This is a genomic window from Stenotrophomonas sp. SKA14, from assembly GCF_000158575.1.
Lineage (GTDB): Bacteria > Pseudomonadota > Gammaproteobacteria > Xanthomonadales > Xanthomonadaceae > Stenotrophomonas > Stenotrophomonas forensis.
The window spans coordinates 2,774,044-2,795,317 of sequence record NZ_DS999412.1; the positions used below are offsets into that span (position 1 = coordinate 2,774,044).

Genomic DNA, 21,274 nt, shown 5'->3' on the forward strand with positions numbered 1-21,274 from the left:
GAGGTCAGCAGCTATGCCAGCGAGGCCGTGCTTGAGGCACTGGGGCCCGGCGAAGGCGTGGACGGCCGCGCGCCTGCCGCCCCCCCCCGCGCCGGTGCCGGCGGCCAGCGCGGCCCGCGGGCGTGTGTTGCTGGTGGAAGACAACGCGGTGAACCGCGAGCTGATCCAGCAGCAGCTGGAAGAGATCGGCTTTGCGGTGGACACCGCCGAGAACGGCGAGGAAGCCCTGGCTCAGTGGCAGGACGGACGCTATCGCGCGGTACTGACCGACATCAACATGCCGGTGATGGATGGCTATGCGCTGGCGCGCGAGCTGCGCAAGCGTGGCCAGTCGCTGCCCATCGTAGCCATCACCGCTACCGCACTGGCCAGTGAGCGCGAGCGTTGCCTGGCGGCCGGCATCGATGATCTGCTGCTGAAGCCGCTCAACCTGGAACGCCTGGAGGCAGGGTTGGCGCGCTGGGAATCGTCATCCGGCAAGGTTGAACGCACGCCGCCCACCCAACCGGTGCCGCGAACAGTCTCGGCGGCGATCCGCAGGATCTTCGTCGACACCGGCGACAAGGATCTGCAGTCCATCGCCGACGCCCGCGCACAGGGCAATGCCAGCTACCTGCTGGAGCGCGTTCATGCCTTCAAGGGCGCATTGCAGATGCTGGGTGAGCGGTCCCTGGCCGAGCAGTGCGGCGCCATCGAGCGCGACCTGCGCGATGCGATGCCGGTGGACGAAGAAGCCCTCGACGCGCTGCAGGCGGCGCTGCAGGCACGGCTGGATGACTACCGGCGTGATCTGGAGCAGCCGTCGTGAGCACGCGGCTTACAGGGGAACTGCCTTCAGCCGTGCGGCTTCAGCCCCAGGTCGGCAGCGAAGGTCAGCAGTTCGGCGTCGCGCTCGATGCCCAGCTTGCGCATGGCGTTGTTCTTCTGCGTGCTGACGGTCTGCTTCTTGCGGTCCAGCTTCCTGGCAATCTCGGCCACGCTCAGGCCGGCAATGAACAGTTCAACCACCTCCTGCTCGCGCGGCGACAAGGCGGTGGCGCGGCGCTGCTCGCGACGGTCCAGTATTTCGGCCACGCTGGGCGAGAGAAAGCGGCGGTTGGCATAGGCCGCCATCACCGCCGACTGCACATGCTGCAGATCATCGCCCTTGCTGACGATGCCATGCACGCCGTGCGCATCCAGCCGGTTGAGCAGCGACGGCTGGTCCAGCCCGGTCATCACCACGATACGCAGCTGCGGGAAGTGCGCGCCCAGGTAATCCAGCAGCGCCAGCCCATCGCCATGCGCGCCGCCCGGCATCGCATAGTCGGTGACCAGCACATCGCAGGGCTCGCGCTGCAGCAGCGCCACCAGCTCGGTCGAATCCTGCGCCGCGCCGATGCAGTGCAGCGCCGGCGCTTCGTCCAGCACGCTCTGCACGCCCAGCCGTATCACCGGGTGATCGTCGGCAACCGCAACACGGATGGACAGCTGGGTCATGGGGTCGGGCGTCCGGTCGTCATCAAGGGTGCGAACCATTTCCAGGAGAAAGCAGCATGAACATCCGCATCGTCATCGCCGATGACCATCCCGTCATTCTGGCCGGTGTGCGCGAAGCACTCGGCAACGAGCCGGGTATCACGGTGGTGGCTGGCGCCGAGGATTCTACGTCATTGGTTGACGCCATGAGCAAGTTGCCGGTCGACGTCGCGGTCACCGACTTTTCGATGCCCGGCGGCAAGTACGGCGACGGCGTCGCATTGCTGGGTTTCCTGCGCCGCCGCTTTGCCGGAATCCCACTGGTGGTGCTCACCGGTGTCGGCGGAACCCAGGTGCTGGCCAGCATCCGTAAGGCCGGTGTCGCCTGCATCGTCGCCAAGGCAGACCCCATCAGCGAACTGGCCAGCGCCATCCGCGCCGCACGCAAGGGCGAAGGCTATCTGTCAGCCGACGTCGAGCGCCAGCTGGCCAGCCGACCGGAGGGAGGTGAGGCCCACTTGACCAAGCGCGAAGCCGAGGTGCTGCGCTTGATCGCCGAAGGCCTCAGCCAGACCGAGATCGCCGCGCAGCTGCAGCGCAGCCGGCAGACCATCAGCACGCAGAAGCATTCGGCCATGCGCAAGCTGGGCATGCAGCGCCCGGCGGAGATCTTCGAGTACGCCGTACAGACCGGCATGGTGTCGGCATCGCAGGCGATGCGCGCGCATCGGGTCGATCACGATGACGACGACTGATCCAGCAGCAATCGGACATCGTCCGATGGAATGGTGTGACACGGCAGATACGGTGGAAGGGCCTATTGACCCATGCCCAGGAGTCGCCGTGCCAAGCTCGCTCGATGCACGCATCGCAGCCTTGATGTGCCGTTTCTCGCAACTCACGCCCCACGCGCAACGGCGGTTTACCGAACTGCTCAACGCCTATCTGTATGCATCCCCGGCGCAACGCCGGCAGCTGCGCCAGCGTTGGCAGGCGCAGCAGGATGCGGCGCGTGAAGATGACGTGAAAAATTCGAACTAGTCAGACAGTCAGGGGCGCCCCGGCACGGCATCGTAGGTGATGCTGAGGGGCGCCCATTCCACAGCCCTGCTTGCTCCCAGCCCGATGGCCGCACCGGCAGCAAGCGTGCTTTCAACGCCTGTGCGCATCCTCGGCAGACGCCGTGCCTACGGCGGGCCCATCGCTGACCTGGGCCACCGGTCAAGCGCGACGCTAGCGGGCGAGCGTCCCAGCGTCCATCGCCATGCGATGCACGTTCAATCCTGTGACGTCCTACCCAGCCCAGCGGGGCAAACAAGCCATAAACGTATTTAGTCGTCGTCCTATGCCTGGCAATTCGGACTCTCCGTAGCATTTGATCTCGAAGGGGACGCCCTCTTCGCTCAAGCCCGGCGCAAGCGCGCTTGAAGGGCAACCAACAACCACATCAATGGAACTCATCCACATGAACAAGACTCTCATCGCCCTGTCCGCTGCGCTGTCGCTGGGCCTCGCTGCTTCGGCCAATGCCGCTGACGCCAACATTGAATTCAAGGGTGTCATCAACGACGCGACCTGCTCGATCTCCGTAGGTACGGGTACCGACACGACTGTCAATCTGCGCACGATCACCGCCAATAACGCCAACGGCACCAACGAAAGCACCCGCTCCACGAACTTCCAGCTGAAGTTGGGCGCTATCGGCAGCACCTGCCCGACCTCGGGTGTTGAAATCACCTTCCTGCCGGCCGCGCACAAGGGCGGCAAGCTGACCAACACCGCGGTGGACGGCGCCGAGAATGCGCTGCTGGCCATCACTCACAACGGCAAGGTCCTGAACCTCGAGACCGATACGCTGGACGACGCTGGCGACAATTCGGGCAAGTACACCATCGACCTGACCGCACGCTACGAGAAGGACGGCGCCGACATCGAAGCCGGTGACTTCTCGGCTGTGCTTCCGATTGTTGTGGCCTACAACTGAGTTTGAATCTGGACCGGCATCGCGGTGCCGGTCCTCTCTCCCAGGAGATCCCGTCATGAGCTTCCTTCGCCCCACTGTTCTCTGTGCTGCCGTGCTGGCAGCGAGCGTGTTCCCGGCAAGCGCAAGCGTTGTGATCGAAGGGTCGCGGATCATCTTTCCGGCCGGCCAGCGCGAAGTCAGCGTGCGTTTGAACAACACGGCAGACACGCCCTCGCTGGTGCAGACCTGGATCGATGACGGTGATCGTCGCTCGATGCCGGCAACGGCACAGGCTCCCTTTGTCATCCGTCCCCCGATGTTCCGCATCGACGGGCACAAGTCTCAGGTAGTCCGCATCCTGCACGCCGGCCAGCAGCTGCCGATGGATCGCGAGAGCCTTTTTTTCTTCAACGCACTGGAGGTCTCGGCGAACGCGCAGGGCACAGGGCAGGAAGGGAACAGGCTGAAGACCACCGTGCAGAGCCGCCTGAAGCTGATTCACCGGCCGAAGGGGCTCAATGGCCAGGGCATGATCAAGGCAGCGTCCAGCCTGCGCTGGCACGCGAGCCAGGAGAACGGACGCTGGGCGCTGGTCACGGTCAACGATTCGCCTTACTACATCAACATCAGTTCGGTTGAGGTGGGGGGAACCCGGGTGCGGTCGATCATCTCCGCACCGCTCTCGACCACGCGTCATCCGCTTCCGGATGGAGCACCCAAGCCTACCGGGCCGCTGAAAGTCGAAATCATCAATGACCACGGTGGGCTTACTCGGATCGAAGCAGCGCTAGAGCAGCGCTGACCCATCCAACAGCAATCAGTGTGATGTCTCCAACGCCCCGAAAGGGACGACGGGGATCCTTTGTCCAACTTTCGGGTAACCGCCATGCATCGCCATCATTCATCACTGAAGCTTCGTCGTCACCGCCTCAGCGCGGCGATGCTCATTGCCCTGGTGCCGATGGCCGCGCTGGCGGCACCGAACGTCGAGTTCGACATGGGCCTTCTGCACGGTGCTGGCAGTGGCCTGCTAGACCCCAATCGATTCGACCTGACCAGCGCCCAGCCGGGCACGTACAGCGCAGAAATCCTGCTCAATGGCAGCCTGGTCGGCCGTCTGGACATCGAGCTTGCGCTCGATGAACACGGTCAGGTTCGGCCCTGCGTTGAGCCCGGCCTGTTTGATCTTGTTGGCCTCGATGCCGGCAAGCTCGATGTGGCCCGTGCCGATGCGATCGAGGGTGAACTGCTGCCGCTGCCCGAGCAGCGTAGCTGCCTGCCGATCAGCCGATATGTTCCGGAGGCGAGCATGAGCTTCGACGCCGGTGAGCAGATCCTGGAGGTCTCCGTTCCGCAGCTGTACCTGGTCCGCACGCGCGATGGCTGGGTGGATCCCGCGTCGTGGGACAAGGGCGTCAATGCGGGTCTGTTGAACTACCACGTCAGCCACAGCCGCTACCAGGGTCGCGGGCAGCATCAGCAGAGCACCTCTGCGTCGATCAATGCCGGCCTCAATCTGGGTGCATGGCGGGTGCGTCACGACGGCTACTTCAGCCAGGGCGGCAGCGGCGGCAGCCACTACCAGGCATCGCGCAGCTACGCGCAGCGCGAAATCCGCAGCCTGAACTCGCAGCTGACCGTGGGCGAAGCCGCGACCGCGGGCGATCTGTTCGACGGGGTCAATTTTACCGGCGTCAGCCTGCAGTCCGATCCGCGCATGCTGCCGGAGGTGATGGGCAGCTATGCGCCGGTAGTGCGCGGCGTGGCCCAGACCAACGCACGCGTGACGGTCAGCCAGCGCGGCTACGTGATCCACGAAACCAATGTCGCGCCGGGTCCGTTCGAGATCGACGATCTGCGCAACACCTCCAGCAGCGGCGATCTGGAAGTCGAAATCATCGAGGCGGATGGCCGCGTCGAGCGTTTCATCGTGCCGTACGCCGCCGTTCCGAAGCTGCTGCGACAGGGCCAGCAGCGCAACAGCCTGACCGTGGGTACGTTGCGTGACAACTCGCTGAGCGACGCCCCGCGCTTCGCGGAGGCGACGTTGCGTCGCGGTGTCAGCAGCCAGGTGACGTTGTACGGCGGTGGCATCGTTGCGGAGGACTACACCGCCGCGCTTCTGGGCGCAGCCGTCAACACGCGCTTCGGTGCCTTCTCGGGTGACGTCACCTTCTCGGATGCGCGTCTTCCGGGCGAGTTGCCGGGTGTCGGCAGCCGCGCGCGTGGTCAGTCCTATCGCCTGACCTACAGCCGCAGCTTCAATACCGCTACCAGCTTTTCTCTGGCGGCCTACCGCTATTCAACGGAGGGCTTCCTGTCCCTGCGTGATGCGGCGCGTCTTCAGGAGCAGCTGGGAAATGGCGGCGGCGATACCACATTTGGCCGCCAGCGCAGCCGCTTGGATCTGACCTTGTCGCATCGGCTGCCCAAAGGCTCGCTGTTCGGCAACGCCAGCACGGTGGACTACTGGAGCCAGGGCCGCCGTACCACCAACTTCTCGGTAGGCTATTCGGGCCAGTGGCGCTCGGCGTCGTACAGCATCAGTGCCCGCCGTACCTTGGAGTCGTCGTTGTTCGAGCGCGGCCAGCGCCAGAGCACGGGCGCCTATCTCAGCATCAGCATGCCGCTGGGCAGCGCGCCGCGCAGCCCGCGCTTGAGCGCCAATGTGAGCGGCGATGGCAACGATCAGCAGTACCGCGCGGGCATCAGTGGTCAGTTCAGTGAAGGCCACCAGGGCCAGTACAACGCCTACGTCAGCCAAGGGCATGGCCGGCGGGAGCTGGGCGCAGGTGTGAACTACGAAACTTCCGTGGCCAGCTTGGGCGCGTCTTTCAACCAGGGGGGTGGCAGCCGCCAGCTCAGTGCCAATGCAAGTGGCGGGGTGATTGTGCATGGCGGCGGCCTGGTGCTTTCGCAGTCGCTGGGTGAGACCGTGGCGCTGGTGCACGTGCCTGAAGCGCCAGGAGCGGGAATCTCACACCTGCGTGGTGTGAAGACCAACAAGCGCGGGTTCGCGGTGGTTCCCTATGTGAACGCCTATCGCCGCAATGAAGTGGCGGTCGATCCGACGGGCCTGCCGATGGATATCGAGCTGAAGTCCGGCTCGGTCAATGTGGTGCCGACGGCAGGCGCAGTGGTGCTGGCCACCGTTCCAACCGTGAATGGCCGCAGCGCGCTGCTGGAAGTTCAGCGTCCAGATGCTGCGCCGCTGCCCTTCGGTGCCGATGTCACCACGCTCACGGGCGAAGTGGTGGGCGTGGTCGGGCAGGGCAATCGCCTGTGGGTGCGTGGCATCGACGAAAGCGGGCACCTGCTGGCGAAGCTGGATGCGGAGGGCAACGAATGTCGCATCCTGTATGACCTGAACAGTGACACGCAGGACGGCCTGCTGAAGGTGCATTGCGCGGAGGGGCTGCCGAGCGAGCGCGTGCTCGCCGGCGGTGCAGCGAAGCCCGCGCATGGTCCTTGAGCATGAAAAATGCTCGATCTCACCTACTGGAATTCAATGAAATGACTCCTGCCATCTTTCACAAACAGTTTGCTCTGGCCCTCGTGCTGTCGCCGCTGGTGTCATTCGCGGCTTCGGCTTGCACCGCGAATCCCGTCACTTACTGGCCCTCTTCTGATCTTACCTATGATGCCGGCGCGCCAGGGAAGATCATTACGAGTTGGGCCACCATGGGAAGCCTTGAGGTAATGACCGCTTGCGTGCCGAATGTAGAAGTCACTCTGACAGGTACCGTGAATGCTGTTCCGGTCGGCACGCATGGCGGCTATACGACCTATGAGACGGATGATTGGCGATTTGGCATTCAGTATCGCTACACACTGGCGGGCGTGCAGGAGGATCTGGATCCTGCGGGCTTTGTGGCCAATGTCACCGCTTCTTCCCAGCGCCCTTACATTGGAATGGCCTTGAACGTGAGATATGTGCAGCTCGCGGATCAACTGCCGACCGGTGTTCTTCTGTCGCCGCACGTGCCGATCACCTACGTCGGATCAAATGGCGCAACCGGTACAGGGCAGGCAAATGTTCAGGTCATTCAGCTGTACCAGTACGTGCCACCACCGCCGCCCAGCTGCAGCGTCACCAGCTATCCGCGAAGCGTGTCGCTGGGCAGTGCGCACGCTACGCGTCTTCGCAAGGAGGGCGACGCAACAACGCCGGTGCGCTTTCTCTGGAGCTACGGCTGCAACGCTGAAGTGTCCGATGCCTGGGTCACCTACGATGCAGACAACATCTACGAGGCGGACAAAGGAACGATCAAGCCACGAGGTGGCGCCGGGGGGGTGATCATGGAGGTTCGCCGCAACGTGACATCGACCAATGCCGGAACGCCAGTGAAGTTCGGCACGCAGATTCGTCCGGGCAGGGCGGGCGCGACAGAGCAGATGTCCGTGCGCTATATCCGCACAGCAGATCCGCTCAATGCCGGCGTCGCCGACGGAACGCTGAAGATCAAACTGGAATACTATTGAAGCAAGTGATGGAATAGCGCTGGGCAGCGTGCAGATTCAGTGAGTCGCGCCGCGCTGCCGGCGTCCGGTTCGACAAGGAAGCGCGCATGCATGCGGATGCCCTGTGGGGTCGTTCGCCCAAGGCTGATATTCTCCCACCTGTGCATTGCCATGTCTCCGCAACCATTGGGCCAGGAACACCGCCATGAGGATCATGTTTCCCCTGCTGCTAGGCAGCGCAATGCTGGCCGCCGCCCCGGCCCACGCTGGCCTGACCCTGCAATACACGCGGATGATCATGACAGCCCCGCAGAGTCAGTCCACCTTGCGGGTCTGGAATTCAGAGGACGGCCCGCTGCTGGTGCAGACCTGGTTCGACCAGGGGGATGCGGACGCGGCGCCGGAAAGTGTGAAGGTGCCCTTCATGGTCAGCCAGCCACTACAGCGTTTGGAGGCTGGTGCCAACCGCGATATTGTGGTCAGGGTGATCGGCACGCAGGGGCTGCCGTCCGATCGTGAATCGGTGGTATGGCTGAACATACTGGGCGCACCACAGAAGGGCCAGGGTGAGAACCAATTGCAGGCCACCATCCGCCAGCGCATCAAGCTGTTCTGGCGGCCGGCGAGTCTACCCGGCAGTGCCGAGGCCGCGGCGGGTGGCGTCAGTTGGCGGTGGGTCCAGCAGCCCGAGGTCAGCCATCTGGAGGCCCGCAATGCCAGCGCGTTTCACGTGAGCATCGTGCGGCTGCAGGTGGGCGCAGATGTGATCGATCTTTCGCCTTCGGCCGGTATGCTGCGCCCTCACGATACGCTGAAGGTGCAGGTGCCTTCGGGGTTCAAGCCTTCGGTCGCCCAGCAGGTGAAGATGGTGTGGGTAAACGACGCCGGGAAGGAGCAGGAAACCGAGCTACCCCTGGGGCCTTGATTGCCCGGATGCACAGGAAGTGCTAGAAGCCTTGTGAACAAGCCAAGTGCTGGGGCCAGGGTCGATGTCCGTGTCCGTTCTGCGGTTGTGGAAGTTGGTGGTACTTCTACTGTTGCTGGGGGCGCATTGCAGCGCATTGGCGTGCCGGGCCGGCACGGGCCTGTCTATTGGCCGAGTGACGCCCGAGTATGTTTTCAAGGGCCGCAATCAGCCTTTGACAGAATGGCAGACTGATGCCAACGGACGCGTTCATACACTTTTCAGTGGGTGCAGCGATGGCCAGAACGTCGATGTCCTCGTTGACACCTATCTGACTGAGGTGGGAAGCGATGATGGGTACACGACCTTCGCCACCAATCTGCACTGGGCAGGCGTGCAGTATCGCGTGGCGATTGGTGATAAGCCATTTCTGGACATCACTTCACTCAGCTCGGGTATCCGTTTTCCCGTTCCCACTGGAACGGGGCGCCTGGCCATCGAGGTGCAGTATCGCTATATCGCGCTGACTGAAGCGCCTGGGGGCGGAGTGCTGCAAGGTGGAGCGATCTTCGGCTATACGGGTTCGCATGATGGGAGCGGAAGCGCGCTGGTCACGGCAACCATCGACATGCTGAACCCGTACGTTCCGCCTCCGCCACCAAGCTGCAGCATTACCTCATACCCACGATCTGTGGATCTGGGGCGGCTGCACACCTCGCAGTTGCGCAATGTGGGCGACAGGGGGCCTGCGCACGGTTTCAGCTGGGGCTACAGCTGCAACGACAGCGTGAGTTCGGCGGAGGTGCGCTACAGCGCCGACGGCATCATCGATGCCAATGCAGGGACATTTGCAGTGACCGGTGGCGCCAAGGGTATTGGGCTGGAAGTGCGCCGGGGGGTGAACGGCAGCAGTGAGGGAACGCCAGTAAAGTTCAACAGCCCCTATCGCCTGGGAACCCGGAATGTGACCGAACGCATGTCGGTGCGCTATGTGCGCACGGGCGAGGTGACGGCTGGCGATGCGAACGGCAGTCTGAAGATCCGGCTGGACTACTACTGAATTCCTGCAAGGCGACACGAAGGTGTCGCCATCAACTCACTACCTGACTCGAATGATGTATCCGATCGAACAAATGCCCCTGCAAGCGGCGTTGTCGCCTCTGTCCCGAAGGTCACGGTAAGCGCCTGAATCTACAGCCACATTGTCGATATGCGACAATGCCCGCGCTGCGTGAGCTCACTCTCCTGATGCACCGGATGCTTGGCTTCAGCCACCCGGGCATGCACATGATGGAGTGCCACCGAAAAAGGGTGGCCGGGTGTGGAAACCCGCTAGTTGTGTGTTGTTTGCGCTTGCCAGCCGGCGTCGCCTCGTGCGGCGTCGGCTGGCATTCCGTCCGCGTTCCATGGCGGGCGGTGCGTGGGGTGTGCGCAGGCACACCCACCGGGTCGTGACACACAACTACCGGTTTCCACACACGTACCGTCCGCCGCCTTCATTGTTAAGGGCGGTGGTGCCGTTTGCCTTGCACGGAGACCTGCCATGAACGCATCGGATGTACCCAAGCTGCGCGCGCACTACGCCCCGGCCAATGCCGAAGACGAGAGCGCCGCACCGCCAGACCCTTTCAACCTGATCGTGCTGCTGGACCAGATCGGCTGCGGCGCCGCCGCCGACGGCCAGCCCTGGCCCGAACGCCATCAGCTGCCCGGCCGTCGTCTGGCGCTGGCCGACACTGACGGTGCCCTGGGCGGCCTGCGCATCGTGCAGGAGCTGCTGCTGGCGGCCGAGCGCGCCCGCCAGAACGGCGGCCCGGAACACTACGTGGGCGACCGCGTGATGGAAGGCCTGAAGCTGGCCGCCTTGGCACTGACCAACTACGCCATCGTGCGCCTGCAGCCCGGCTAGCGCAGCAGGCCCCTCTGCAAAGTCGAGCCATGCTCGACTCTGCAGTAGATCCACGCCACGCGTGGATGCTCTTGCCGGCCCCATGATTCGTCATCGTCCGACGCCTTCGACCGCGCTCACCGCCGACAGTGGCACTTTCCCGCAAGAGTGCCGCACCCGATGAGCAGTACGAACCCGCTGATTTCCACCCTTGTCCTCCTGGCCGCAACCGGTATGCCGGCCATCGCCAGTGCGACCGATCATCAAGGGTTGTACCGATTCGGGAGCCTGGGGGTGGCCACCGTCGAAGCCGAGGTGTCCGCGGCCGGTGCGCGCGTAGAGCGCAATGGCACCGCGCCCAGCGTGCGCGCTGGCATCGGCTACCGCTGGAGCCGCCACGTGGCGGTAGAGGCCAACGCGCACACCACGCTGGGAAAGGTGAACCTCGGCAGCCTGGGTGGCGTGCGCAGCTACGGCACCCAGGGTTCGGTACTGGGCATCGTGCCGCTGGGCGATTCGTTCGAACTGTTCGGCAAGCTGTCGGCCGGCATCGAGCGCAATCGCTGGAGCGAGGGTGTGCAGAAGCCGTACACGGTAGCGATGAATCACATGCATCTGGGCCTGGGGCTGGGCGCGCGCTACCGCATCACCAATGCCATGGCGGTCCGCCTGGATATCGACAGTTTGTCGCAGGGCAGTTACCACGCCGGGCCGGTTCGCGGCGACCTGAGCCTGGGGTCAGCCACGCTGGGCCTGCAGTACCAGTTCTGAGGGTAGAGCCGAGCCATGCTCGGCTCCACCGTAAATCCACGCCATGCGTGGATGCCTTTCAGAAATCCATCGTCGCCGACAACAGCACCGTTCTCGGCGCGCCCAACGCCAGGCTCGACAACAACGGCATGCCCCAGTACGCCTTGTTGGTCACGTTGTTCACGCTGGCCCGCAATGCCAGCGGGCGGCCGGCCAGCGTGGTGCTGTAGCGCGCCCCCACGTCGAACAACGTACGCCCCGGCACCGACAGGAGGTTGTCGGCACTGATGTACTGCTTCGACATCGCAGTGGCATTGCCGGTCAGGGTCAAGCCCTCCAGCGCCGGCACATCCCATTCCACGCCCAGCTTGGCCTGGCGCTGTGCCACCGCAGTAGCGATGCGGCCTTCATTCACGCCGCCTGCGGTGCGGGTCAGCGTGGGCTGCACGTAGGCCACGCCACCCATCAGGCGCAGGCCATCCAGCGGTGCGCCGAAGAAGCCCCATTCCACGCCCCGGTTCCGCTGCTCGCCACCGAACGAGAAGATATTCGTGACCGGGTCGGTGTAGCTGCTCGGTCGCTTGATCTCATACACGGCAAAGGTGTGCGCGAAGCGGCCGAGGTCCAGCTTCAGGCCCAGCTCTTTCTGCTTGGTGCGGAACGGCGCGAACACATCGCCGGCATTGGCGGCGGTCATCGGCGCGGTGGCGCCCTGGCTCAGGCCCTCGATGTAGTTGGTGTAGAGCGAAACCGTGTCGGTGGCCTTCAACAGCAGTGCGAAGGCCGGGGTGGTGGCACTCTCGTCGTAGCGCGAGGTGCGCGCGCCGGTGGCCACGCTGAAGGTTTCGCTCAGCACCTGCTGGCGGCGCACGCCCACGGTCAGCTGCACGCGGTCATCGGCGAAGGACAGCGTATCGGCGAAGCCGATGCTGTCCAGCTTCAGCTCGGTATGCGAGATGTGCGGTGCCACGAACGGCGCCGCCGGGCCCCACACCGGGTGGTACAGGTTGGTGGTCCAGTCCCAGCCAGGCACGCTGCGGCGGCCGTAGTCGTTCTGGGTGTGCTGGTAGTGGGTCACGTTGGCAGCCCACTGGTGGCCGACGCTGCCGGTGTGGAAGCGGCCGCGCAGGCCGGCATCACCGGACTGTTTCTTGATATCGAACGCGAGTTGGCCGATCACCGTGATGAAGTCGCCGGCCGGGTTCAGCACCTGCGCGCTGATCGAACCGTTGTAGCGGTAGTCGGTCTTGCTGGTGCCATAGGCCAGGTAGGCCATCAGGTTGTCGTTGATGTCCAGCTCGCCGCGCAGCATCGCGCCCTTGTCACGGCTGTCGACGTAGGCCCAGTCCGGGTTGATCAGGGTATCGCCGCGCGGCGGCCGCGGAATGGCCACACCCGGCGCCAGGCCAACACCACGGGCCGGGCCATCGACGCGGTCGTCGGCGCTGTACAGATCGGCGGAGAGGCGCGCGCGCTCGCCGCGCCAGTCCAGTGCCAGCGCGCCCAGCTGCACCTCCTTGCTCTGCTTGCCCACGGCGCCATCGCCATCACGGTAAGCACCGTTGAAGCGGATGCCGAACTGCTTGTCGGCGCCCAGCCGGCGGCCGAGATCGACGTGCGTACCGAACTGCGCATCGGAGGCGAAGTTGGCGCTGACCCGCAGCAGCGGCTGCTCGCCCGCGCGCTTGGGCACCAGATTGACGCTGCCACCGACCGAACCGCCCGGCGGCATGCCGTTGAGCAATGCGGATGGGCCCTTCAGCACCTCGATGCGCTCGAACATCTCCGGCGAGGTGCGATAGTACGGCGCCATGCCGCTGAGCCCGTTGAAGGTGGTGTCGCTGATGCTGGAGGCAAAACCGCGGATCGAATAGTTCTCGCTCCACGAACCGGTCACACCGTTGCTGAACACCGTGGGGTCGGTCGCCGCGATGACGTCGCTCAGGTCCCTGGCCTGGCGGTCGCGGATGAAGGCCTCGGTATAACTGACGGTGCTGAACGGCGTGTCCATGAAGTCCTTGTCGCCGAGCAGGCCGACGCGGTTGCCGGAGGCGACCTGGCCGCCGGCATAATCGCCGGTCACCCGGCGCTGCTCCTGCACCTGCACCGACGGCAGGGTGGACGGCGCCGAGTCGGCCAGCGCAGCGAACGAGGCCAGCAGGCCCAGCGCCAGCGCCGACACCCGGTAGCGCCGGGCCGCGCCCAGCGGATGCATCGGCACGCGGGAACAACCCCGGGCCGGACGAAGGATCGAAGAGCGAACGAACTGCACGGTCATGCCAGATTCCTGTGAATCGCAGGTGCGAACGCGCCTGGCGCGCTGCCATCGGCAAGCACGGGGAGAGGGCGCAGCGCAGGGTTGTCGGCTGGGTGGGGACCTGGCGGGAAGTGAGCGACGGGCTCGATTCCGGCGTGCGTCGTGATTGCGAACCAGACGCATTCCGAATTAGTTGAGTAAAGTAAACTAATTTGCTGGGTGCGGACAAGAGGGTCCATTTGCTGGCACGCTCACTACGGTATGAACATGCACACCGAGATCCCGGCGCCGGCCCGTGGCCGCCCGCCGACCATCACCCCCGATCGCCTGGCCGACATCGGCATCAAGCTGGGCCTGCCGAACCTGACCATGGCCAACGTGGCCGCCGAACTGGCGGTGAGCCAGGCCGCGCTCTACAAGCGCGTCGCCAACCTGGAAGCGCTGAAGCGGCTGGTGGCCGATACCGTGTTCCAGCGCTGGCAGATTCCGCGCGCCTCGGCCGACGCGCCGGGCGGGCTGGAGGCCTATCTGATGGGTTTCGTGGCGTCGCTGTGCGAGGTGGTGAAGGCGCACCCCGGGCTGCCGCCGTACCTGCTGCGGCGCTCGGTGGCGACCGCGCCGATGCTGGACAAGATCGCCTCGCACCAGGCGCATGTGGCCGAAGTATTCGGCCTGCCGCTGGACAAGGCGCGCTGGCTGCTGGCCACCATCGCGTTCTACTGCATTGCCGGTGCCGACACGATCTACGCGATTGCCGATGACGAAGAGGGGCAGGTGATCACCGAGTTCAAGCAGGGCATGCGTGCGCTGGTGATCGGTTCGCTGGAAGTGCTGCAGCTTCGCTAGATCCGAGTCATGCGTGGACGCCATTGCACGGTTCGCCACGGCCCCATCCACGCATGGCGGGGATCTACAATGCGACCATGCCTGCCACGCCCACCCTCGATGATCTGCGCCGCTACGCGGTGGCGCGTACGCTGTTCAAACCCACCACGCTGCTGAGCGCGATCCGCCGCCTGGGATTCGTGCAGGCCGACCCGATCCGTGCGCCGGCACGCGCGCAGGATCTGACCCTGCGCCATCGGGTGAAGGACTATCGCGCAGGGGATCTGGAGCGGCGCTATGCGCGCCTGCCGGTGGAAGAGGATTGCCTGGTGAACTATGGCTTCCTGCCGCGCGAGCACCTGGCGCTGATGCATCCCCGCGTGTCCAGGCGCGCATGGGACGCCGAAACCCAGCGCCGCGCGGCGGACGTGCTGGCCTTCGTGCGCGAGCGCGGCAGCGTGCATCCGCGTGAGGTCGACCAGGCCTTCGCGCACGGCCGGGTGACCAACTACTGGGGCGGCACCAGCAATGCCAGCACCCATCTGCTCGATGGCATGCACTACCGCGGCCTGCTGCGCGTGCAGCGGCGTGACAGCGGCACGCGCATCTATGCGGTGGCCGACCACGCCGAAGCCGATGCCAGCGAACAGGCGCAGATCGAACGCGCTGCCGCCCTGATCGATCTGGTGGTACGCAAGTACGCGCCGTTGCCTTCGGCCAGCCTGACCTACCTGGTGCGCCTGCTGGGCTATGGCGCACCGCATCTGGCCGAGCAGACCCGCAAGGCTTTGGCGCTGGCCAGGCAGCAGTTGGCCAGCTGCACGCTGGAGGGCACCACCTGGTACTGGCCGGCAGATGAGAATCCGCGCTCGCGCCGGCATGCGCCGGACGACCAGGTGCGCCTGCTGGCGCCGTTCGACCCGGTAGTGTGGGACCGCCGCCGCTTCGAGCTGCTGTGGCAGTGGGTCTACAAGTTCGAAGCCTATACGCCTGCGCCGAAGCGCCAGTATGGCTACTACGCACTGCCGGTGCTGTGGCATGACCAGGTGGTGGGCTGGGCCAATCTCAGCGTACGCGACGGTGAACTGGCATCGAGCGTGGGCTATGCCGGCAGGTCGCTGGCCCGCGACAAGGTGTTTCGGGGCGCGCTGGACGATGAGCTGCAGCGCATGGCTGCGTTCCTGTAGCGTCCGGGCATTCGTGCCCACCAAGGTGGGCACCTACCGAAGCAATGCCAAACTAGCCTGGTGGGCACCTACCGATGCCGTCGTGCATGCGCCATCATCGCCAACACCACTACGCCGGCGGCCACGCTGGTGTGGCCGGATAGTGCGGCCAGACCAGATCCCACCCCCAGACCGCGCATCGCGAATACGGTGCTGAACACCAGCAGCGCCCACCCCATGGCCCGCAGCTGCTGGGTCGCTTGCGCGCTCAGCACCCGACGCACCACGTCCCGCTGATGGCGTTCCATCGAAAGCGCAAGGCAGGCGAACGCCGCTACTGACAACACGAAGAGAATGAGGTGGATCATGCGCCGGCCTCCGGTACCGCATTGCGTGACGCTGCAGACGGCCGTGCGCGCTTCGCCTTTGGCGCATGCCGCCAGGTGCGCCAAGCCAGTAACGAGTGCAGGGCGGCCAATGCCAGCAGGGTCAGGTCGGTCCCGGCAAACGCCCAATCGCCCATCGCCAGCGCGTGCCACAGTGGGTGCGAGGTGGTCATCGCAGTCAGTACTGGCAACAGCGCCAGCAGCAGTGCCGCCAGCAGGAACTGCTCGATCCATGCGCGCTTCGGTGTACGCAGCGTGGCGTGCACGAACATGGCCGCCCAGGCCAGGAAGAACAGATGCACCTCCCAGGCCGCGCGGCTGTCCATGGTGACGGGCAGCAGGCGGTTGGCCCACAGGTAGGCGGCCATCGCCACCGACAGGCCGGCGACGGTGGCGATGTTAAGCCGCTCGACCAGGCGGAAACCGAAGTAGGGCCGTTGCGGATCGGGCAGCTGCGCGCGTCGCTTGACCGTCCACAGGACCAGCCCGGTGCCGACCATGGCGGTGCCGGCCAGGCTGACGATGAAGTACAGCCAGCGCAGGGCGGCATCGGCGAAGCGGCCCAGGTGCAGGCCATACAGCACGCCCTGGGTATCGGCGGCGACGCCTGAGTGTTCCTTGATCTGCAGCAGCTGCCCATCGCTGCCGTCGAACAGCAGGTAGTTCGGGGTGGTGGAAACACGGCTGGACTGCGCGCGCACCACGGCCACGCGTGCGTTCTCGTCGCCGGGATTCTGCACCTGCACGCTGCCTGCAGCGCCAGTGCCCCAGCGCTGCTCGGCCTGTTGCACCAGCGCACCGACGTGGGTGAGCGGAGCAGGGTGGCCTGCTGCCTTCTGCGGCGGCAGGAACAGGCGCATCTCGCTGATCACTTCGGCCTGCTGTCGTTTGTCCGGCAGTTTGGCCAGGCCCCACGGCATGTACAGCACCGCCAGCATCACCAGCCCGCTCCAGGTGATCATGAAATGGAAGGGCAGCCCGAGCACCGAGACCGCGGCGTGACCGTCCAGCCACGAGCGCTGGCCCTTGCCCCAGCGGAAGGTGAAGAAGTCGGCGAAGATCTTCTTGTGGGTGATCACGCCGCTGACGATGGCCACCAGCATGAACATCGCACACAGGCCGACGATCCAGCGGCCCCACATGGCCGGCATGTAGTGCAGGTTGAAGTGGAAGGCGTAGAAGAAGTCGCCGCCACCCGTATCGCGGGCCTGCAGCGGTGCACCGGTGCTGGCATCGAACAGGCCCGAGTCGAAACCGTGGCGGCCACGTCCGCCCGGGCTGGCCCACATCGCCGACACCCATGGCATGCGCTGGCTGGGCAGGCTGAGGTTGATCTGGCTGGCCGCAGGCGTGTCGGCCATGATCGCCGTGACGGTACGCTGCGCGACCGCAGCCGCGTCCGGCAACGTAGACGGTGTGGCGATTTCCGGCCGGGTGTAGCGCGAGAGCTCGTCGCGGAAGTAGCTGGCGGTGCCGGTGAGGAACATCGCGTACAGGATCCAGCCGGCCAGCAGCCCCACCCAGATATGCAGGTCGGACATGGTCTGGCGGATACCGCGTGGCTTCGGGGAGCGATCGACCTGGCTCATGCCCCGCCTCCGTCGCCAACCGTTTGTGCGATCAAGCACAGCGGCAGCGCGGCGATGACCAGGCCCAGCCACGCACGCCATGCCGAGCGCACTGCGAATACCCAGACCACGGCGCCGGCATGCAGCAGGAAGCCGGCAAGCATGCCGGTGAACACGGCTTGGCGGCCATCGATGGGCAGCGCCAGTGCGGCGATGCTGCACAGGGCCGCCAAGGCGTAGCCACCGAACAGCGCGGCGAGGATGCGTGAGACCAGCGGCAGCCAGGCCAGCACGGAAGCGGTACGGGAAACGCTCACATCAGTTCTCCGGGGCGCCCTGCGCGATGGCGGGGCGCCCGTGTATCAGGCATCAGAAATCGACGGTGGCCGACAGCAGCGCGGTGCGCGGCGTGCCCAGCCCGGAGCCGAGGCTGCCGGCCCAGTACGCCTTGTTGGTGAGGTTCTGCACGCTGGCACGCAGCACCAGCGGGTGACCGGCGGCCTGCAGTGCATAGCGGGCGCCGAGGTCGAACACGGTGCGGCCCGCCACCCACTGGCTGTTGTCTGCGTTGATGTAGCCCTTGGACAGGCTGACTGCATTGCCGGTGAGGGTGAGGCCGGCCACGGCGGGCACATCCCATTCCACGCCCAGTTTGCCCTGCCACTGCGGGGTGGCGGTGGCCAGGCGGCCCTGGTTGATGCCGCCCTGGGTGCGGGTCAGCTTCGGCTGCAGCCAGCCGATGCCGCCGAGCACGCGCAGCTGTTCGGTGGCCTGGCCGAACACGGTCCATTCCACGCCACGGTTGCGTTGCTGGCCGCCGGACGAGAACACGTTGGTGGCCGGGTCGGTGTAGGCGCCGGGCTTCTCGATCTCGTACACGCTCAGCACACTGGCCAGGCGACCGAAGTCAACCTTGGCACCGACCTCGCGCTGGCGCGTCTTGTACGGCGGGAACACGTCGCCAGCGTTGGCGGCGGTGGCCGGGGCGGTGCTGCCCTGGCTCAGGCCTTCGATGTAGTTGGCATACAGCGACAGGCGATCGTTGGCCTTGAACAGCAGTGCACCGGCCGGAGTATTGGCGCTGGCGTCGTAGCGTGCAGTGCGCTTGCCGGTGCTGCCATCGAAGGTATCGCTGAGTACGGTCTGGTGACGGATGCCCAGGGTCAGCTGTACGCGATCATCGATGAAGGACAGCGTATCGGCGATGCCCACGCTGGTGGTGCGCACTTCCGCGGTCTTCGGCAGCGAGGCATCACTGAAGCTTCGATCAATGGCCGGGCCCCACTGCGGGTTGTAGATGTTGGTCACCCAATCCCTGGCCAGCAGGTTGCGCTTGAAGCCGAATTTCTGGTCGTGCTGGTACCACGCCGCACTGATCGCCAGTGCATGATCGACTGCACCGGTGCGGAACCGTGCCGAGAGGCCGGCTTCGGCGGTGTCCTTGCTGTAGATGAAGCGCTGGTGGGCGAAGTTGTTGCGGAAGTCGCCGGCTGTGTTGGTGATCAGCGTGGTGGCGCTGGCGATGGAGTCGAAATCGGTGTGGCCGTGCCCGTAACTGGCATGCGCCTGCAGGTGGTGGTTGATGTCGAACGACCAGCGCAGCGCGGCGGCCTGGTCCTTGACGGTGCTGAAGGTCCAGTCCGGTGCGAACAGGGTGCTGGCCTTCGGCGGTCGGGGCACCGCCAGGCCGGGCGACAGCGACACGCCACGGTTGAGGCCATCCACATGGTCGCGGCTGCTGAACAGGTCCAGCGACACCTGCGAGCGCTCACCACGCCAGTCCAGGCCGAGCGAGGCCAGCTGCGTCTTGTGCTGCTGGTGGTCGGTGGCGGTGTCACCGTCGCGGTGCACGGCATTGAGGCGCACGCCGAACTGCTTGCCCGCGCCGAAGCGGCGGCCGACATCCAGATGACCGCCCCACTGCGCGTCGCTGCCATAACTGGCAGTGAAGCGGGTCAACGGCGTGTCGCCAGCACGCTTGGGCACCAGGTTCACCGCACCGCCCACCGAGCCGCCCGGCGGCATGCCGTTGAGCAGCGCGGACGGGCCCTTCAGCACCTCGATGCTCTCGGCCAGCTCAGGGGTGACGCGGTAGTAGGGAATCAGCCCGTAGAGGCCACCGAATCCGATATCCGACGAGGCGACACCGAAACCGCGGATGTTGAAGTAGTCGGTGATGCCACCACTGGAGCCACTGCTGTAGACGCTGGGGTCGGTCAGCGCGATCACCCTTACCAGGTCCGGCGCCTGGATGTTGTCGATGAATTCGGCGGTGTAGCGGGTGGTGTTGAACGGCGTGTCCATGAAGTCGAGCTCGCCGAGCAGGCCGACGCGGCTGCCGCGCGTGACCTGGCCACCCGCATAGGCATCGGTGGGTGCGGCCTTGTCGGCGCGCACGTTCACGGTGGGCAACTGGCGGGCGCCATCGGGTGCATCGTTGGCGTGCGCGGCGATGGCGATCAACAGGGTGGGCAGCAACGCTGCACGTGCGGCCACGGACAGCGCGGAGCGGCGTGGGAGGGGCAGGGTTCGCAGGGGGAGGGACATGGCGGTTCTCGTGTGGTGGGTCGTGCGATCGGCCAGCACGGCGCCGTCGATGACCTGCAGGGGCAGGACGACGCGGGCTGTGGAATGGCTGGCAGAGGGCACGGCGCTGCCGCTGGGGCAGTGCTGCACGCGAGGTGCGTGGGCGATCTGTGGCTGGGTGGAACGAAGCGCGTGGCGCGGATGTTGCCGTGTGGATCAGATATCGTCGGCGAGGTCGTCGAGGTCCTGCAGGCCACCGCCACGCGCCAGCACGCGCTCGTAGTTGCGGCGGCGACGCTGGTCGGTTTCGGTGGTGGTCTCGCCACGCTTCCAGTAGCCGGCAACGGCAACATCGGTGCGTGGCAGGCCGACCGTTTCGATGAAGTGGCGGCGCAGTGCGCGCATTTCCTCTCGCTCCCCGGCCGCCCAGACCGTGCTGCCGGGCGGCGGCTGCTGTTGGCGCGCCTGCTGCAGCAAGGGCGCGTCACCGGTGGCAAGGCGATGCACGCGGACACCGTCGAGGTGCGGCAGCTCGTCTACCGGGAAAGCATCCTCCGAGCTGACCCAGGCCTGCGCACGCTGACCGACAGGCCACTGCTGCAGCAGGGCAAACAGGGCTGGGATGGCGCTCTGGTCTGCGAACAGCAGGGCGCAGGTGCCTTCGCGCTGCGGCACCTGCAGATGGGGGCGCGGCCCGGTCAGATCGAAGGCATCACCAGGGCGCAGCGCACGTACCCACGCCAGCATCGGCCCCGGCGCCTCGTGCAGCACTACGTCCAGGGTGAACTGGCGGGTGGCGGCATCGACGCTGCGCACGGTGTAGATCCGTGACACATCGCCGAACCCGGCGCCCAGCTGGATGCGCACCGCGGTGTTGGCACGCTGCCATGGCGCAAGTTCTGCGTGTTCCGGCAGCTGGACCAGAAGGCGCAGCAGGCTGGCGCACGGCTGCACGACCGCGACCACCTGGACCTGCAGCGCCTGCAGGCCGCGATCATGGTCGGCGCTGCGCAGCGGCCCGGCCGGGGTGATTGAAGTGGGGGACGCGGACATCGACAACGATCCTGGACACTGCAGATGCGAATTAGTTACATCATAGTAAACTAAATTGATCGCACCGCA

20 protein-coding genes are annotated in these 21,274 nt (G+C 65.6%); 13 read left to right on the forward strand and 7 right to left on the reverse strand.

Annotated elements, in window-relative coordinates:
- The first annotated feature begins 13 nt into the window (after positions 1–13).
- Entirely contained in the window at positions 14–808 is a 795-nt protein-coding gene (locus SSKA14_RS24125; protein ID WP_232281392.1) for a response regulator, read from the forward strand.
- Between the two features lie 26 nt (positions 809–834).
- Here the strand turns inward: SSKA14_RS24125 and SSKA14_RS12550 are convergent, their stop codons facing one another.
- The gene (locus SSKA14_RS12550) at positions 835–1,479 is read right to left on the reverse strand and encodes a response regulator transcription factor (RefSeq protein WP_040007641.1); all 645 of its coding nucleotides are present in this window, start codon (positions 1,477–1,479) and stop codon (positions 835–837) included.
- 56 nt (positions 1,480–1,535) lie between these two features.
- Here SSKA14_RS12550 and SSKA14_RS12555 point away from each other — a divergent pair, with 56 nt between their 5' ends.
- The 10 genes from SSKA14_RS12555 to SSKA14_RS12600 all read left to right on the forward strand — a co-directional run bounded on the left by SSKA14_RS12555 (position 1,536) and on the right by SSKA14_RS12600 (position 11,445).
- Entirely contained in the window at positions 1,536–2,213 is a 678-nt protein-coding gene (locus SSKA14_RS12555) for a response regulator (RefSeq protein WP_008265155.1), read from the forward strand.
- Entirely contained in the window at positions 2,200–2,499 is a 300-nt protein-coding gene (locus SSKA14_RS12560; RefSeq protein WP_232281393.1) for a hypothetical protein, read from the forward strand. The genes SSKA14_RS12555 and SSKA14_RS12560 overlap by 14 nt, the downstream gene beginning before the upstream one ends.
- 424 nt (positions 2,500–2,923) lie before the next feature.
- Positions 2,924–3,442 carry a fimbrial protein gene (locus tag SSKA14_RS12565; protein ID WP_040007645.1) on the forward strand — a complete coding sequence of 173 codons (519 nt, stop codon included), beginning with the start codon at positions 2,924–2,926 and terminating at the stop codon, positions 3,440–3,442.
- Between the two features lie 55 nt (positions 3,443–3,497).
- Entirely contained in the window at positions 3,498–4,223 is a 726-nt protein-coding gene (locus SSKA14_RS12570; protein WP_008267061.1) for a fimbria/pilus periplasmic chaperone, read from the forward strand.
- 84 nt (positions 4,224–4,307) lie between these two features.
- On the forward strand, positions 4,308–6,893 hold the full coding sequence (locus tag SSKA14_RS12575; RefSeq protein WP_008267692.1) for a fimbria/pilus outer membrane usher protein: 2,586 nt from the start codon (positions 4,308–4,310) through the stop codon (positions 6,891–6,893).
- A 41-nt stretch (positions 6,894–6,934) separates the two neighbouring features.
- Positions 6,935–7,903, forward strand: a complete 969-nt coding sequence (locus SSKA14_RS12580) for a fimbrial protein (protein ID WP_040007647.1) — start codon at positions 6,935–6,937, stop codon at positions 7,901–7,903.
- Between the two features lie 184 nt (positions 7,904–8,087).
- Positions 8,088–8,807, forward strand: coding sequence for a molecular chaperone (locus tag SSKA14_RS12585; protein ID WP_050413374.1), 720 nt, complete (start codon positions 8,088–8,090; stop codon positions 8,805–8,807).
- 64 nt (positions 8,808–8,871) lie between these two features.
- Positions 8,872–9,846 (forward strand): fimbrial protein, encoded by a 975-nt coding sequence (locus SSKA14_RS23410; protein ID WP_157635940.1) that lies wholly within the window; start codon positions 8,872–8,874, stop codon positions 9,844–9,846.
- 483 nt (positions 9,847–10,329) lie between these two features.
- Complete coding sequence (locus SSKA14_RS12595) at positions 10,330–10,695, forward strand: hypothetical protein (protein WP_008265921.1); 366 nt, start codon at positions 10,330–10,332, stop codon at positions 10,693–10,695.
- Positions 10,696–10,854: 159 nt separating this feature from the next.
- The gene (locus SSKA14_RS12600; protein ID WP_040007651.1) at positions 10,855–11,445 is read left to right on the forward strand and encodes an outer membrane beta-barrel protein; all 591 of its coding nucleotides are present in this window, start codon (positions 10,855–10,857) and stop codon (positions 11,443–11,445) included.
- Positions 11,446–11,503: 58 nt separating this feature from the next.
- Here the strand turns inward: SSKA14_RS12600 and SSKA14_RS12605 are convergent, their stop codons facing one another.
- A complete protein-coding gene (locus SSKA14_RS12605) occupies positions 11,504–13,702 on the reverse strand; it encodes a TonB-dependent siderophore receptor (protein WP_040007652.1) in 2,199 nt (732 codons plus the stop codon).
- Between the two features lie 240 nt (positions 13,703–13,942).
- Between SSKA14_RS12605 and SSKA14_RS12610 the strand changes: the two genes are divergently transcribed.
- Complete coding sequence (locus SSKA14_RS12610; protein ID WP_008266356.1) at positions 13,943–14,527, forward strand: TetR/AcrR family transcriptional regulator; 585 nt, start codon at positions 13,943–13,945, stop codon at positions 14,525–14,527.
- 77 nt (positions 14,528–14,604) lie between these two features.
- The gene (locus tag SSKA14_RS12615) at positions 14,605–15,693 is read left to right on the forward strand and encodes a crosslink repair DNA glycosylase YcaQ family protein (protein WP_008268157.1); all 1,089 of its coding nucleotides are present in this window, start codon (positions 14,605–14,607) and stop codon (positions 15,691–15,693) included.
- A gap of 68 nt (positions 15,694–15,761) precedes the next feature.
- Here SSKA14_RS12615 and SSKA14_RS12620 read toward each other — a convergent pair whose 3' ends face one another.
- From SSKA14_RS12620 to SSKA14_RS12640, 5 genes are all read right to left on the reverse strand, one after another.
- Complete coding sequence (locus SSKA14_RS12620) at positions 15,762–16,040, reverse strand: DUF3325 domain-containing protein (protein WP_008267105.1); 279 nt, start codon at positions 16,038–16,040, stop codon at positions 15,762–15,764.
- Complete coding sequence (locus SSKA14_RS12625; protein WP_008264883.1) at positions 16,037–17,647, reverse strand: PepSY-associated TM helix domain-containing protein; 1,611 nt, start codon at positions 17,645–17,647, stop codon at positions 16,037–16,039. The genes SSKA14_RS12620 and SSKA14_RS12625 overlap by 4 nt, the downstream gene beginning before the upstream one ends.
- Positions 17,644–17,943 carry a DUF3649 domain-containing protein gene (locus SSKA14_RS12630; RefSeq protein ID WP_040007655.1) on the reverse strand — a complete coding sequence of 100 codons (300 nt, stop codon included), beginning with the start codon at positions 17,941–17,943 and terminating at the stop codon, positions 17,644–17,646. Before SSKA14_RS12630 ends, SSKA14_RS12625 begins: the two co-directional genes overlap by 4 nt.
- Before the next feature lie 52 nt (positions 17,944–17,995).
- Positions 17,996–20,173 (reverse strand): TonB-dependent siderophore receptor, encoded by a 2,178-nt coding sequence (locus SSKA14_RS12635; protein WP_040009638.1) that lies wholly within the window; start codon positions 20,171–20,173, stop codon positions 17,996–17,998.
- Positions 20,174–20,368: 195 nt separating this feature from the next.
- Positions 20,369–21,205, reverse strand: coding sequence for a siderophore-interacting protein (locus tag SSKA14_RS12640; protein WP_008267822.1), 837 nt, complete (start codon positions 21,203–21,205; stop codon positions 20,369–20,371).
- Between the last annotated feature and the right edge of the window lie 69 nt (positions 21,206–21,274).

Coding starts and splice junctions, on each gene's coding strand:
- SSKA14_RS12640 (WP_008267822.1), bottom strand. CDS start 21,205: ATGTCCGCGTCCCCCACTTCAATCACCCCGGCCGGGCCGCTGCGCAGC.
- SSKA14_RS12575 (WP_008267692.1), top strand. CDS start 4,308: ATGCATCGCCATCATTCATCACTGAAGCTTCGTCGTCACCGCCTCAGC.
- SSKA14_RS12605 (WP_040007652.1), bottom strand. CDS start 13,702: ATGACCGTGCAGTTCGTTCGCTCTTCGATCCTTCGTCCGGCCCGGGGT.
- SSKA14_RS12595 (WP_008265921.1), top strand. CDS start 10,330: ATGAACGCATCGGATGTACCCAAGCTGCGCGCGCACTACGCCCCGGCC.
- SSKA14_RS12550 (WP_040007641.1), bottom strand. CDS start 1,479: ATGACCCAGCTGTCCATCCGTGTTGCGGTTGCCGACGATCACCCGGTG.
- SSKA14_RS12585 (WP_050413374.1), top strand. CDS start 8,088: ATGAGGATCATGTTTCCCCTGCTGCTAGGCAGCGCAATGCTGGCCGCC.
- SSKA14_RS12555 (WP_008265155.1), top strand. CDS start 1,536: ATGAACATCCGCATCGTCATCGCCGATGACCATCCCGTCATTCTGGCC.
- SSKA14_RS24125 (WP_232281392.1), top strand. CDS start 14: ATGCCAGCGAGGCCGTGCTTGAGGCACTGGGGCCCGGCGAAGGCGTGG.
- SSKA14_RS12620 (WP_008267105.1), bottom strand. CDS start 16,040: ATGATCCACCTCATTCTCTTCGTGTTGTCAGTAGCGGCGTTCGCCTGC.
- SSKA14_RS12580 (WP_040007647.1), top strand. CDS start 6,935: ATGACTCCTGCCATCTTTCACAAACAGTTTGCTCTGGCCCTCGTGCTG.
- SSKA14_RS12635 (WP_040009638.1), bottom strand. CDS start 20,173: ATGTCCCTCCCCCTGCGAACCCTGCCCCTCCCACGCCGCTCCGCGCTG.
- SSKA14_RS23410 (WP_157635940.1), top strand. CDS start 8,872: ATGTCCGTGTCCGTTCTGCGGTTGTGGAAGTTGGTGGTACTTCTACTG.
- SSKA14_RS12570 (WP_008267061.1), top strand. CDS start 3,498: ATGAGCTTCCTTCGCCCCACTGTTCTCTGTGCTGCCGTGCTGGCAGCG.
- SSKA14_RS12600 (WP_040007651.1), top strand. CDS start 10,855: ATGAGCAGTACGAACCCGCTGATTTCCACCCTTGTCCTCCTGGCCGCA.
- SSKA14_RS12615 (WP_008268157.1), top strand. CDS start 14,605: ATGCCTGCCACGCCCACCCTCGATGATCTGCGCCGCTACGCGGTGGCG.
- SSKA14_RS12560 (WP_232281393.1), top strand. CDS start 2,200: ATGACGACGACTGATCCAGCAGCAATCGGACATCGTCCGATGGAATGG.
- SSKA14_RS12565 (WP_040007645.1), top strand. CDS start 2,924: ATGAACAAGACTCTCATCGCCCTGTCCGCTGCGCTGTCGCTGGGCCTC.
- SSKA14_RS12610 (WP_008266356.1), top strand. CDS start 13,943: ATGAACATGCACACCGAGATCCCGGCGCCGGCCCGTGGCCGCCCGCCG.
- SSKA14_RS12625 (WP_008264883.1), bottom strand. CDS start 17,647: ATGAGCCAGGTCGATCGCTCCCCGAAGCCACGCGGTATCCGCCAGACC.